Origin of the sequence: Pseudomonas sp. 06C 126, from assembly GCF_001855215.1 — a bacterium.
GTDB lineage: Bacteria > Pseudomonadota > Gammaproteobacteria > Pseudomonadales > Pseudomonadaceae > Aquipseudomonas > Aquipseudomonas proteolytica.
The window spans coordinates 13,355-26,831 of record NZ_MIFU01000083.1; the positions used below are offsets into that span (position 1 = coordinate 13,355).

General features: G+C 63.2%; 10 protein-coding genes. 9 read left to right on the top strand and 1 reads right to left on the bottom strand.

The window, feature by feature from the left end:
• From cobN to BHC62_RS13105, 3 genes are all read left to right on the top strand, one after another.
• Positions 1-3,762: a cobaltochelatase subunit CobN gene (gene cobN, locus BHC62_RS13095; RefSeq protein ID WP_070995255.1), complete on the top strand. Its 3,762-nt coding sequence runs from the start codon at positions 1-3 to the stop codon at positions 3,760-3,762.
• Positions 3,763-3,941: 179 nt separating this feature from the next.
• Positions 3,942-4,940, top strand: coding sequence for an ATP-binding protein (locus tag BHC62_RS13100; RefSeq protein WP_070995256.1), 999 nt, complete (start codon positions 3,942-3,944; stop codon positions 4,938-4,940).
• 53 nt (positions 4,941-4,993) lie between these two features.
• Complete coding sequence (locus tag BHC62_RS13105; RefSeq protein ID WP_032866420.1) at positions 4,994-5,596, top strand: VWA domain-containing protein; 603 nt, start codon at positions 4,994-4,996, stop codon at positions 5,594-5,596.
• Positions 5,597-5,750: 154 nt separating this feature from the next.
• Here the strand turns inward: BHC62_RS13105 and BHC62_RS13110 are convergent, their stop codons facing one another.
• A complete protein-coding gene (locus BHC62_RS13110; RefSeq protein WP_070995257.1) occupies positions 5,751-6,698 on the bottom strand; it encodes a DUF1853 family protein in 948 nt (315 codons plus the stop codon).
• A 155-nt stretch (positions 6,699-6,853) separates the two neighbouring features.
• Here BHC62_RS13110 and BHC62_RS13115 point away from each other — a divergent pair, with 155 nt between their 5' ends.
• Genes BHC62_RS13115 through pepN form a run of 6 tightly spaced genes read left to right on the top strand, consistent with a single transcriptional unit; the run spans position 6,854 to position 13,370 of the window.
• A complete protein-coding gene (locus BHC62_RS13115) occupies positions 6,854-7,744 on the top strand; it encodes an NAD(+) kinase (protein ID WP_010210870.1) in 891 nt (296 codons plus the stop codon).
• Positions 7,741-8,715, top strand: coding sequence for a metallophosphoesterase (locus tag BHC62_RS13120; protein WP_175581895.1), 975 nt, complete (start codon positions 7,741-7,743; stop codon positions 8,713-8,715). Before BHC62_RS13115 ends, BHC62_RS13120 begins: the two co-directional genes overlap by 4 nt.
• Positions 8,712-9,581 carry a rhomboid family intramembrane serine protease gene (locus BHC62_RS13125; protein WP_070995258.1) on the top strand — a complete coding sequence of 290 codons (870 nt, stop codon included), beginning with the start codon at positions 8,712-8,714 and terminating at the stop codon, positions 9,579-9,581. The genes BHC62_RS13120 and BHC62_RS13125 overlap by 4 nt, the downstream gene beginning before the upstream one ends.
• Before the next feature lie 30 nt (positions 9,582-9,611).
• Positions 9,612-9,872: a YeaC family protein gene (locus tag BHC62_RS13130; RefSeq protein ID WP_029291449.1), complete on the top strand. Its 261-nt coding sequence runs from the start codon at positions 9,612-9,614 to the stop codon at positions 9,870-9,872.
• Positions 9,869-10,699, top strand: a complete 831-nt coding sequence (locus BHC62_RS13135; protein ID WP_029291451.1) for a DUF2797 domain-containing protein — start codon at positions 9,869-9,871, stop codon at positions 10,697-10,699. Before BHC62_RS13130 ends, BHC62_RS13135 begins: the two co-directional genes overlap by 4 nt.
• Before the next feature lie 13 nt (positions 10,700-10,712).
• Positions 10,713-13,370 carry an aminopeptidase N gene (gene pepN / locus BHC62_RS13140; protein ID WP_070995259.1) on the top strand — a complete coding sequence of 886 codons (2,658 nt, stop codon included), beginning with the start codon at positions 10,713-10,715 and terminating at the stop codon, positions 13,368-13,370.
• The last annotated feature ends 107 nt before the right edge of the window (positions 13,371-13,477 follow it).

A 13,477-nucleotide genomic window follows, 5' to 3' on the forward strand; every position in this document is an offset into this window, starting at 1 on the left:
ATGCACCTGCTCAGGACCCAGCCCGGCGGTTTCGTCTCTGATGACAATATCGCCGACCTTGGACAGACTCCCGCCGAGTTGGTGATCCTGTGCAGCGGTGATTCCAGCCTGGCGCTGCTGGCCGAAGCGGCCCAGCAACTGCCCGACGACTATCCGAGCCTGCGCCTCGCCAACCCGATGCAGGTGCAGAACCACGCGTCGGTGGACCTGTACGTGGACGAGGTGCTGCGCCACGCCAAGGTCATCCTGATATCCCTGCATGGTGGCATTGGCTATTGGCGCTACGGTATTCAGCGCCTGGTGGAGTTGGCCGAGCAGGGCGTGCAGTTGATCCTGGTGCCGGGGGATGATCGTCCCGATCCCGAACTCAGCGGCCTGAGCTCCGTGGATGCGCCGGCGCGTGACCGTCTGTGGCACTTTTTGCGCCAGGGTGGACTGGGGAATGCACTGGATTTCTATCGCTGCCTGGCCAGCAGCTATCTGGAGCGCGATTACGCCTGGGACGAGCCGCAAACCCTGCCGCGCACCGCGATTTATCATCCGCATAAGGCCAATGCGCGCCTGAATGACTGGCAGGCAGACTGGAACGCTGCATGGCCGGTGGCGGCGGTGCTGTTCTACCGCTCGCACTTGCAGGCGGCCAATACCGCTTTTATCGATGTGTTCTGCCAACGCTTGCAGGCTGCGGGCCTCAACCCGTTGCCAATGGCGGTGGCCAGCTTGAAAGAGCCGGGCTGCCTGGCGGTGGTCGAGGATCTGCTTGATGAGGTGCAGGCGGCGGTGATTCTCAACACCACCGGCTTTGCCCAATCCAGCCCCGAAGCGCCCCATCTGCGCCCGTTTCGCCGCAATATCCCGGTGATACAAGCCATCTGCGCCCAGGACAACCAACCCGGTTGGGAAGCCAGCGAGCAAGGCCTTGGCCCACGCGACCTGGCCATGCACATCGCCTTGCCGGAGCTGGACGGGCGCATCATCAGCCGCCCGATCAGCTTCAAGGATCTGGCCTGGCGCAGCGAGCGCAGTCAGTCGGACGTAGTGTGCTATCGCGCGGCGCCCGAGCGCATGGATTTTGTGGCCGAACTGGCGCGGCGCTGGGTCGAACTGGCGCGGGTGCCGAATGCAGATAAACGCATCGCCCTGATTCTGGCCAATTACCCGACCCGCGACGGGCGCATCGGCAACGGCGTTGGCCTGGATACCCCGGCCGCCGCCTTGAACATCCTGCGGGCCCTGCAAACCGAAGGTTATCCGCTGCCATCCACCTTGCCGGACAGCGGCACGGCCTTGATCCATGAGCTGCTCGGCGGCGTGACCAACGACCTCGACAGTCTCGACCTGCGACCCTGCCACCAAAGCCTGGGCCTGGACGATTACCAGGCGATGTTCAATCGCTTGCCCGAGGCCAACCGCCAGGCTGTGCTGGAGCGTTGGGGTACGCCCCATAACGATCCGATGTGTCGCGACGGGCGCATGATGATCGCCGGCCTGCGCCTGGGCCTGACCTTTGTCGGCATCCAGCCGGCGCGGGGTTACCAGGTGGATGCCAGTGCGGTGTACCACGACCCGGACCTGGTGCCGCCCCATGCTTACCTGGCGTTCTATTTCTGGCTGCGCCACACCTACGGCGCCCATGGCGTGATCCACGTCGGCAAGCATGGCAACCTGGAATGGCTGCCGGGCAAAGGCGTCGGGCTGTCCGAGCACTGCTGGCCGGATGCGCTGCTGGGGCCGTTGCCCAATATCTACCCGTTTATCGTCAACGACCCGGGCGAGGGGGCCCAGGCCAAGCGGCGCACCCAGGCCGTGATCATCGACCATTTGATGCCGCCGCTGACCCGCGCCGAGACCTATGGCCCGCTGCGCAACCTGGAGCTGTTGGCAGACGAGTATTACGAAGCGCAATTGCTCGACCCAAGACGCGCCCTGGAGCTGCAAAAGGACATCCTCAAGCTGGTGCGCGAAACCCGTATCGACCAAGAGCTTGAGCTGGATAACGATGCCGACGCTGCGGTCTGGTTGCCGCGCCTGGATACCTACCTGTGCGATTTGAAGGAATCGCAGATCCGCGACGGCCTGCATATCTTTGGTGAATCACCCGAAGGTCGGCTGCGTATCGACACCTTGCTGGCCCTGCTGCGCATCCCGCGTGGCGACGGGCGCGGCCCGCAATCGAGCCTGCTGCGCGTGTTGGCCAAGGCCTTCGAACTGGGCTTTGACCCACTGGACTGTGCCTTGGCAGAGCCCTGGACCGGGCGCCGCCCCGAGGTGTTGCAGAAAATCGACGGCCAGTTGTGGCGCACCGCCGGTGACACCCGCGAGCGCCTGGAGTTGTACGCGGCGCGGCTGATCGAACAGGCGCTGGAAGGGCCGCTCGAACAGCTTGAGGAGCCGGGCTGGGAAGACGTGAAATCGGTGATCGAAAGCCTGCGCATCGTCGTCGCGCCGCGCCTGGATGCCTGCGGCCCGGCGGAAATGCGCGGCTTGCTGGATGCCCTGGGCGGTCGTTTCGTACCGGCCGGCCCCAGCGGTGCGCCGAGCCGGGGGCGCCTTGATGTACTGCCGACCGGGCGGAACTTTTTCACCGTCGATGTGCGCAATCTGCCGACCACCACCGCCTGGCGGATCGGTTTCCAGTCCGCGAACCTGATGCTCGAGCGGCACCTGCAGGACCACGGCGACCATTTGCGCCAACTCGGGCTTTCTGTGTGGGGCACCGCAACCATGCGTACGGGTGGTGACGATATCGCCCAGGCCATGGCGCTGATGGGCGTGCGTCCGGTGTGGGCCACGGGCAGCCAGCGTGTCGATGACTTTGAAATCCTGCCTATCAGCTTGCTCGACCGCCCGCGAGTGGACGTGACCCTGCGGGTGTCCGGTTTCTTCCGGGATGCGTTCGCCAACCTGATCCGGCTGTTCGATGCCGCGGTGCAGGCGGTTGCGGCGCTGGATGAGCCGGACGATATGAACCCGCTGGCAGCCAAAGTGCGCAGCGAGCGTGAGGCGCTGCTCAAGTCTGGGCTGGATGAGGAGGCCGCGGCCAGGCAGGCCGGCTGGCGCATTTTCGGCGCCAAGCCCGGCGCGTATGGTGCGGGTGTGCAGGGCGCAATTGACGGCCGCCTGTGGCAAAGCCGTGAAGACCTGGCCGAGGTCTACCTCAATTGGGGCGGCTACGCCTATGGCGGTGCCGATGAAGGCACTGGCGCTCGCGAACAGTTCGCCCAGCGCCTGAGCCAGGTTCAGGCAGTGCTGCAGAACCAGGATAACCGCGAGCACGACCTGCTCGACTCCAATGACTACTATCAATTCCAGGGTGGCATGCTCGCCGCCGTAGAAACCCTCAGTGGGGCCAAGGCCGCGAGTTACCATGGCGACCATAGCCAGCCGGACCTGCCGAAAATCCGCACGCTGAAGGAAGAGCTGAACCGGGTGATCCGTTCCCGCGCGGCCAATCCCAAGTGGATCGAGGGGGTCAAGCGCCACGGCTATAAAGGTGCGTTCGAGATGGCGGCAACGGTGGACAACCTGTTCGCCTTCGACGCAACCACCGCGCTGATCGACGATCATCAGTATGCATTGCTGGCCGATGCCTACCTGCTCGACCCAGATACCCGGGCGTTTGTGCAACAGCACAACCCCGATGCCCTGCGTGACATGACCGAACGCATGCTCGAAGCCCAGCAGCGCGGCATGTGGCAGGAGCCTGGGGCGTACCGCGAGGCATTGGAAAACCTGTTGCTGGACATAGAAGAAGACACCTGATGCTGATCGTGCTTGCCGTGAAGCTCAGTGCCAAAAGAGCGCACGCCTCACTGTAGGCGCGAGCTTGCTCGCGAAAAACCCAAGGGCAACGCGCTCATCAAGGCTCGCGTCAACGTTGACTGTTTTCGCGAGCAAGCTCGCTCCTACAGGGGCGCTACAGAATTCATTGAGATATCAGTATGACTGACACCCCACATTTTCCATTGTCGGCTGTAGTCGGCGCCGACGACCTGAAGCTTGCGCTGTGCCTGGCCGCCATCGATCCGAAGATCGGCGGCGTACTGATCGAAGGCCCGCGCGGCATGGCCAAGTCCACCCTGGCCCGCGGCTTGGCCGATCTGTTGGCCAGCGGGCAGTTTGTCACCTTGCCCTTGGGCGCCACTGAAGAGCGCCTGGTGGGTACCCTGGACCTTGACGCTGCGTTGGCCGAAGGCCGTGCGCAGTTCTCTCCGGGCGTGCTGGCTAAGGCTGACGGCGGCGTGTTGTATGTGGATGAAGTCAACCTGCTGCCCGATCACCTGGTGGACCTGCTGCTCGACGTCGCCGCCAGCGGCACCAACCTGATCGAGCGCGACGGCATTTCCCACCGGCACTCGGCGCGTTTTGTGCTGATCGGTACGATGAACCCGGAAGAGGGCGAGTTGCGCCCGCAACTGCTGGATCGTTTTGGTTTCAATGTGGCGCTGAGCGGGCAGACACTGCCGGCCGAGCGTGGGCAGATCATTCGCCGCCGCCTGGATTTCGACAGCGACCCTGCGGCCTTCTGTGCGCAGTGGGCCGATCAGCAAGGGGCGCTGCGCGAACGCTGTACCCAGGCTCGTGCGCGCCTGGCCAGCATCGCCCTGGATGACCAGGCCCTGGCGCAGATTAGCGAGCGCTGTTTTGCCGCCGGGGTCGATGGCCTGCGTGCCGACCTGGTGTGGTTGCGCGGGGCGCGGGCCCATGCCGCGTGGCGTGGTGCCGTGGCCATCGCTGAAGAAGATATAGAGGCCGTGGCGGAATTTGCCCTGCGTCACCGTCGCCAGGAACACTCTTCGCCTGCGAGCACGCCCGAGCAGGGCCAGGCGCCCCAGCCTTCAGATAACGCGCCAGGCCAAGGTCAGTGGGGCGATATGCCCGCGCCTGCGTTGCCCATGGGCGCTCGCCGAGAGGTGCCGGCCTGGCCAAAAAAGCCCTAGGCATCCGCCCCCGACCTGACACGGGGGTGGATGCCCGCCCCAAGGCTGGGCGATTGAGTAGCGGGCGGCAGGGTAAGGCGCGCAGCGCGCAGCAGGGCCTGGTCAACTGGCCGGGCACCTTGCTGGGGGGGCGGCCGCAATCTCGTGAAGACCTGCGCTACCACCTGCGCAGCCGCTCGGCCCATGAGTTGTGGCTGGTGATTGTCGATGCCTCGGCGTCCACGCGGCGCCATCAGGCGTTGAGCGATGCCAAGGGCTTACTGGCGCAGGTGTTTGACGATGCCTATCGGCAACGGGCGCGGTTGGCATTGCTGACGGCCAGCGGGCAGGTGCCGAGCTGGCAGGTCCAAGGCTTGAAGGCCGCGAAGGGCTTGGGCCGTTGGTTGGACGGGCTGGGCGCGGGCGGCGGTACGCCGTTGCTGGCGGCATTGACCGAGGCCGGGCATTGGCTGGTAGCACGGCGCAAGCGGTATCCGGCTGAACAGCAGCGATTACTGGTGATTACCGATGGCAGGTTGAAAGATATCGGCCAGTTGCCCGGGTTGGAGTGCCCCGGGCTGTTGGTGGATATTGAACGCGGCCCGATCAGGTTGGGTCGGGCCCGTGAGCTGGCCGCCGGGTTGCAGGTGGATTATCGGCATATTGATGGTTTGTAGCGCTGCGGCTAGCGATTTCGCGGCGGTGCGGCGTTCCGATAAGCTGACGACCTCCCCTGTGGCAAGCCCGCTCGCCACAGGGGAGGTCGTCAGTGTCTGAAAATTGTGTAGATACCGATGCTGCCATGAGGCCCTCAAATCCACCATCGGAATATCAGCCCGCCCCCGGAACATTCGGCCAGAGATCCGCCACCAGAAACAGCCGCTCCGCTTCCTCCCAATCCCCGCCATTCTGAATCATCCGCACCAACAACTGCGCTGGCGCCATCGGGTCAAGGTCGGCAACCCAGCGTTGCATCTGCTCGGCAGTCCACACGTCCTCTGCCGGGTAATGCGCCGGCGCCAGCCAGGCGTGGCGGGGCAGGGGCTGCCAGCGGCCCGCTGGGCTGTTGCGGATAAAGTCCGACCAGTCACGCTGATGCAACCAGCGCCCCCGTAAGTGCTGGGGATGGGTGCCAAGGGGTGGCCCAGCCTCGCCGGGCCAGGGGTACAGCAAGTAGCCTCCCAGCCACAGATGGGCATCGAACTGTTGGATATCCAGCGCCGCCAGAACCTCCCGGCTTTCGGCTCTGGCCGAGATTGGCAACTGATGGTCGGCCAGGTGCGCCAGCTTGCGGTCGAGGCGGTCGTGACAACCTGGGCCGAGCCATTGCGCGGGATCACGACCGTCACCGTCTTGCGGGCCGAGGTAGAGTTTGATCGCCAGTTCCAGGTGATGCACGCCGTCACGGTCGCGCAGCAGCATATCCAACTCACCCAAGGTATGCCCGGCCTGGCGGATCGGCAGGTTGGCCGCCAGCAACTCCACGCCGGGGGCGTGCTGCACGGCAAACTGCCACAGACGCTCGTAATACAGGCCCAGGCGCCGGGTGCGGGCCAGGCTCAGCCAATGCTGCAGGGCGCTGCTGTCCTGGTCCAGCTGCCTGAGCCAGTGCTCCAGAGCCGCAGGCCGCTGCACCCACTCGCTGCCGGCCAGTGGGTGGCGTTGCGGCCAGGGGGGCTGTTCCAGCATCGGCGGGGCGAGGATCACCCACGCCAGGTCCCGCACCTCGGGATGGCGTAGTTGACGGGGCAGGTCCTGCAAGTCTGGGAACGGATTCATGGTCCGAGCATAGCTGTTTCCTACTGCCGGGGTGATCGTGCCGGGTGTTGAGAACCGTTGTCGTCTGGGCCCTGCGGCGACAAAGGATTTTGTCTAATGCGGCCTTTCGCCCATAATCGTTGTTTTTCGCCACACCCAAACCCTGCAGGAGCCCCATGGAGCAATTTCGCAATATCGGCATTATCGGTCGCCTGGGCAGTACCCAGGTTCTGGACACCGTCCGCCGGCTGAAAAAGTTTCTGCTTGAGCGCCACCTGCATGTGATCCTCGAAGACACCATCGCCGAGATTCTGCCGGGCCACGGCCTGCAGACCTCGTCGCGCAAAATGCTGGGTGAAGTCTGCGACATGGTGATCGTGGTCGGCGGCGACGGCAGCCTGCTGGGCGCCGCTCGCGCCCTGGCGCGGCACAACGTGCCGGTGCTGGGGATCAACCGCGGCAGCCTGGGGTTCCTTACCGATATCCGCCCCGATGACCTGGAAGTCGAAGTGGCCAAGGTGCTGGACGGTCATTACCTGGTAGAAAACCGCTTCCTGCTGCAAGCCGAAGTGCGTCGCCACGGCGAAGCCATCGGCCAGGGCGATGCCCTCAATGACGTGGTGCTGCACCCTGGCAAATCGACGCGGATGATCGAGTTCGAGTTGTACATCGACGGCCAGTTCGTCTGCAGTCAGAAAGCCGACGGCCTGATCGTCGCCACGCCCACCGGTTCCACGGCCTACGCGCTGTCGGCGGGCGGGCCGATCATGCATCCCAAGCTCGATGCCATTGTGATCGTGCCGATGTACCCCCATATGTTGTCGAGCCGGCCGATTGTGGTCGATGGCAACAGTGAGCTGAAAATCGTGGTTTCCAAAGACATGCAGATCTACCCGCAAGTCTCCTGTGACGGGCAGAACCACTTCACCTGCGCCCCCGGTGACACCATCACCGTGAGCAAAAAGGCGCAGAAGCTGCGATTGATCCACCCGCTGGATCACAACTACTACGAAGTGTGCCGCACCAAGCTGGGCTGGGGCAGCCGCTTGGGGGGTGGAGGCGACTGATGCTCGATCCCGCGCGTAGCTACGACCTGATTGGTGACGTGCACGGTTGCGCTCATACCCTTGAGCACCTGCTCGACCAGATGGGTTACCACAAGCAGGGCGGCACCTGGCGCCATCCTTCACGCATGGCGGTGTTCCTCGGCGATATCATCGACCGTGGGCCACGGATCCGCGAGGCATTGCATATCGTCCATGACATGACCGAAGCCGGCCAGGCGCTGTGCATCATGGGCAACCATGAGTTCAACGCCCTGGGCTGGAGCACCCTGGCGCCTCCCGGCAGTGGCAAGCAGTACGTGCGCGAACATTCGCCACGCCACGCGCGGCTGATCCACGAGACCCTGACCCAGTTTGAACACCATCCTGGCGACTGGCATGACTTCCTGGCCTGGTTCTACGACATGCCGTTGTTTGTCGACGCCGGGCGCTTTCGCGTGGTGCACGCCTGCTGGGATTCGGGGTTGATCGAGCCGCTGCGCAGGCAATTCCCCGACGGCTGCATTGACGAGCACTTCCTGCAGGCGGCGGCGGTGCCTGGCAGTTTTGCCTGCAACGCGTTCGACCGCCTGCTGCGCGGCACCGATATGCGCCTGCCGGACGGCCTGACGCTGACCGGTGGCGACGGCCTGACCCGTTCGTTCTTCCGCACCAAGTTCTGGGAGGACGACCCGAAGACCTACGGCGATATTGTTTTCCAGCCTGACGCCTTGCCTGACCCGGTGGCGCGTACACCGTTGTCCTCGACTGAAAAAAACTCCCTGCTGCGTTATGGCGTCGATGAGCCGCTGTTGTTCGTGGGGCATTACTGGCGCAGCGGCAAACCGGCGCCGATCCGCTCGAACCTGGCCTGCCTGGACTACAGCGCGGTGCTCTACGGCAAGCTGGTGGCCTATCGACTGGATCAAGAAACCCGCCTCGACCCGAACAAATTTGTCTGGGTCGATGTCGAGCGCCCTGAGGTGATTTCATGAGTACCGTTGCGGTGTTGCGCTTGCCCCTGAGCGTGGACCTGGGTGGCTTCGTCAAACTGCTGCAGCGCATGCAAGTGCCCCATCGCGTCAGCGAAGAGGCCGGCGAGCAGGTGCTCTGGGTGCCGGACGCGATCAGCGAGGACGTACGCAGCCTGTATCAACGCTTTCCTGCTGGCGACCCGGACCAGCAATTGGACCTTCCCCCGGAGCAGGTGGGCAAGCGTCCCGGTTTCCTCCTGCAATTGCGCCACAGCCCACTGACCGCCACGGTGCTGCTGCTGAGCCTGATCGTCGGCGCTGTCACGATGCTGGGTGACAATCTGCAAGCAATGAGCTGGTTGACGTTCCTCAATTTCCACGTGGCCGGCGAATACCTGTACTTCACCCCCCTGGCCGACAGCCTGGCGGCGGGGCAGTGGTGGCGGTTGGTAACGCCGATGCTGATCCACTTCGGCATCCTCCACCTGGCGATGAACGGCATGTGGTACTGGGAGCTGGGGCGGCGGATCGAGTCGCGCCAGGGCAGTATCAACCTGCTGGGCCTGACGTTGCTGTTCAGCCTGGCCTCCAACTACGCGCAATACACCTTTGGCGGCCCCGGCCTGTTTGGCGGTTTGTCCGGCGTGCTGTACGGCTTGTTGGGCCATTGCTGGATCTATCAGTTGCTCGCGCCCAACCCGGCGTATCGCCTGCCCCGTGGTGTGCTGGTGATGATGCTGGTGTGGCTGGTGCTGTGTTTGTCGGGCCTGGTGTCGATGATCGGTTTCGGCGAAATCGCCAATGCGGCCCATGTCGGCGGCCTGGTGGTGGGTTGCATCACCGGTTTGCTCGGCGGGTTGTACAGCCGCCATAAACGTAACGCTTGAATCTCTGCCCATTCTTTAAGGAAGAGTCTTATGTCCTCTTTTGCTGAAATGATCGAAAACATCACTCCGGATATCTACCAGAGCCTCAAGCTCGCGGTAGAAATCGGCAAATGGTCCGACGGCCGCAAGCTCACCGCCGAACAGCGTGAACTGTCCCTGCAGGCGATGATTGCCTGGGAGCTGCAAAACCTGCCGGAAGACCAGCGCACCGGCTATATGGGCCCGCAGGAATGCCAGTCCAAATCGACCCCGGTGGAAAACATCCTGTTCAAGTCGGATGCCATCCATTGATTGAGATTGGCCGTGGTGCAGTCAGCAAGATGTCGGCGCAACTGGGTTCGCCGACCGTTCAATACGCTTTTCGCCTGGGTGACACCGAGGTGCCGGTCAACCCGTTGATTGGCACTCATATACGCCTGGAATACCTCGGTGCGATCCACTGCACCCATTGCGGACGCAAGACCAAGACCAGTTTCAGCCAGGGCTATTGCTACCCATGCATGACCAAGCTGGCCCAGTGCGACCTGTGCATCATGAGCCCTGAGCGCTGCCATTTCGATGCCGGCACTTGCCGCGATCCGGCCTGGGGCGAAAAATTCTGCATGACCGACCATGTGGTGTATCTGGCGAATTCGTCGGGGATCAAGGTCGGCATCACCCGCGCCACCCAGTTGCCCACACGCTGGCTGGACCAGGGGGCAAGCCAGGCGCTGCCGATCATGCGCGTGGCTACACGCCAGCAATCAGGTTTTGTCGAGGATGTACTGCGCAGCCAGGTCGCCGACAAGACCAACTGGCGCGCCTTGCTCAAGGGCGACGCGACCACGGTGGACCTCAAGCAGGTGCGCGACGAGCTGTTCGTCTCCTGCGCTGACGGCCTGCTGCAATTGCAGGAACGCTTTGGCCTGCAGGCTATCCAACCGGTGACTGATATCGAGCCCCTCGAAATCCGCTATCCGGTGGAGCAATATCCGACCAAGATCGTCAGCTTCAACCTGGACAAGAACCCGATTGCCGAAGGCACGCTGCTGGGGGTCAAGGGCCAATACCTGATCTTCGATACCGGCGTTATCAATATTCGTAAATACACGGCTTACCAGCTCGCCGTGCATCAGTAGAAGGATTTCACGCATGCGCACCGAACAACCGAAGATGATCTACCTGAAGGACTATCAGGCGCCCGAGTACCTGATCGACGAGACCCACCTGACCTTCGAGTTGTTCGAGGACCATAGCCTGGTCCACGCGCAGCTGGTGATGCGCCGTAATCCCGAGCGCGGTGCCGGCCTGCCGCCACTGGTGTTGGACGGCCAGCAACTGGAGCTGTTGAGCGTGAACCTGGGCGACCGGGAACTGAGCGCTGCCGACTACCAGTTGAGCGACAGCCACCTGACATTGCAGCCGCTCAGCGACAGCTTCACTGTCGACACCAGCGTGCGGATCCACCCTGAAACCAACACCGCCCTGGAAGGCCTGTACAAGTCCAGCGGCATGTTCTGCACCCAATGCGAGGCCGAGGGTTTTCGCAAGATCACCTACTACCTGGATCGCCCGGACGTGATGAGCACGTTCACCACCACCGTGATCGCCGAGCAGCACAGCTATCCGGTGCTGCTGTCCAACGGCAACCCGATTGCCAGCGGCCCCGGCGAAGACGGCCGGCACTGGGCAACCTGGGAAGACCCGTTCAAGAAACCGGCCTACCTGTTTGCCCTGGTGGCCGGTGACCTGTGGTGTGTCGAAGACACCTTCACCACCATGAGCCAGCGCACCGTCGCGCTGCGCATCTATGTCGAGCCAGAAAACATCGACAAGTGCCAGCACGCCATGAACAGCCTGAAGAAGTCCATGCGCTGGGATGAAGAGGTCTACGGTCGCGAATACGACCTGGATATCTTCATGATCGTGGCCGTGAACGACTTCAATATGGGCGCCATGGAAAACAAGGGACTGAATATCTTCAACTCCAGTGCGGTGCTGGCCCGCGCCGAGACCGCGACCGACGCCGCGCATCAGCGGGTCGAAGCAATCGTCGCCCACGAGTATTTCCACAACTGGTCGGGCAACCGCGTGACCTGCCGCGACTGGTTCCAGCTGTCGCTTAAGGAAGGCTTCACGGTATTCCGCGACTCGGGCTTCTCTGCCGACATGAATTCGGCCACCGTCAAGCGGATCCAGGATGTGGCCTACCTGCGCACTCACCAATTCGCTGAAGATGCAGGGCCAATGGCCCACGCCGTGCGCCCGGACAGCTTTATCGAGATTTCCAACTTCTACACCCTGACCGTGTACGAAAAGGGTTCGGAAGTGGTCGGCATGATCCACACCTTGCTCGGCGCCGAAGGGTTCCGCAAAGGCAGCGACCTGTACTTTGAGCGCCACGACGGCCAGGCCGTGACCTGCGACGACTTTATCAAGGCCATGGAAGACGCCAACGGCACCGACCTGACCCAGTTCAAGCGCTGGTACAGCCAGGCTGGTACGCCACGCTTGGCGGTGAGCGAGTCCTACGACGCCGCAGCCAAGACCTACAGCCTGACCGTGCGCCAGAGCTGCCCGCAAACCCCGGACAACGTGGAAAAGCTGCCATTCGTGATTCCCGTGGCTCTGGGCCTGCTGGACGCCGATGGGGCTGATTTGCCGCTGCGCCTGGCCGGTGAAGCCGCCGCGCAGGGCACCTCGCGGGTGTTGTCGGTGACTGAGGCCGAGCAGACGTTCACCTTTGTCGATATCGCCGCACAGCCACTGCCGTCGCTGCTGCGTGGTTTCTCCGCGCCGGTGAAGTTGAGCTTCCCCTACAGCCGTGACCAGTTGATGTTCCTGATGCAACACGACAGCGACGGTTTCAATCGCTGGGAGGCGGGCCAGCAACTGGCAGTGCAGGTATTGCAGGACCTGATCGGCCAACACCAACAGGGCCAGGCCCTGGTGCTGGATCAGCGGCTGGTCAATGCACTGCGCAGCGTACTGAGCGACGACAGCCTGGACCAGGCCATGGTCGCGGAAATGTTGTCGTTGCCCGGTGAAGCCTACCTCACCGAAATCAGCGAAGTGGCAGACGTCGACGCGATCCACGCCGCCCGCGAATTTGCGCGCAAGCAGTTGGCCGACCAACTGTTCGAAGGCCTGTGGCTGCGCTACCAGGCCAACCGCGATCTTTCGCGCAACACGCCGTACGTGGCGTCGGCCGAGCACTTTGCCCGCCGCGCCCTGCAGAACATCGCGCTGTCGTACCTGATGCTCAGCGGCAAGCCCGAAGTGCTGGCCGCGACCCTGGAACAGTTCGACGCATGCGACAACATGACCGAACGCCTGACTGCATTGGCGGTACTGGTCAACTCGCCGTTCGAGGCCGAGAAGGCCAAGGCCCTGCAAGTGTTTGCCGAGAACTTCAAGGACAACCCACTGGTCATGGACCAATGGTTCAGTGTCCAGGCCGCCAGCGTATTGCCGGACGGGCTTGCGCGGGTCAAGGCCTTGATGCAGCACCCGGCGTTCAATATCAAGAACCCGAACAAGGTACGCGCGCTGGTTGGCGCCTTTGCCGGGCAAAACCTGATCAACTTCCACGCGGCCGATGGTTCGGGCTATCGCTTCCTGGCGGACCTGGTCATCGAGCTGAATGCCTTCAACCCGCAGATCGCCTCGCGTCAGTTGGCGCCGCTGACCCGCTGGCGTAAATACGACAGCGCCCGCCAAGCGCTGATGAAGGCTGAACTGGAGCGCATCCGCGGTTCGGGCGAGCTGTCCAGCGATGTGTTCGAGGTGGTCAGCAAAAGCCTTGCATAGGGTTTTCTGTAGTGAAGGTGCTTGTCTGTGGCGAGGGGGCTTGTCCCCCGCTGGGCTGCAAAGCAGCCCCAAAACCTGCTGCTTCGGTGTGTCAGATAGAGCTCAGG

Excerpts from the sequence above, each read along its gene's own strand:
- BHC62_RS13100 (WP_070995256.1), top strand. The coding sequence starts at position 3,942 with ATGACTGACACCCCACATTTTCCATTGTCGGCTGTAGTCGGCGCCGAC.
- cobN (WP_070995255.1), top strand. The coding sequence starts at position 1 with ATGCACCTGCTCAGGACCCAGCCCGGCGGTTTCGTCTCTGATGACAAT.
- BHC62_RS13125 (WP_070995258.1), top strand. The coding sequence starts at position 8,712 with ATGAGTACCGTTGCGGTGTTGCGCTTGCCCCTGAGCGTGGACCTGGGT.
- BHC62_RS13115 (WP_010210870.1), top strand. The coding sequence starts at position 6,854 with ATGGAGCAATTTCGCAATATCGGCATTATCGGTCGCCTGGGCAGTACC.
- pepN (WP_070995259.1), top strand. The coding sequence starts at position 10,713 with ATGCGCACCGAACAACCGAAGATGATCTACCTGAAGGACTATCAGGCG.
- BHC62_RS13130 (WP_029291449.1), top strand. The coding sequence starts at position 9,612 with ATGTCCTCTTTTGCTGAAATGATCGAAAACATCACTCCGGATATCTAC.
- BHC62_RS13110 (WP_070995257.1), bottom strand. The coding sequence starts at position 6,698 with ATGAATCCGTTCCCAGACTTGCAGGACCTGCCCCGTCAACTACGCCAT.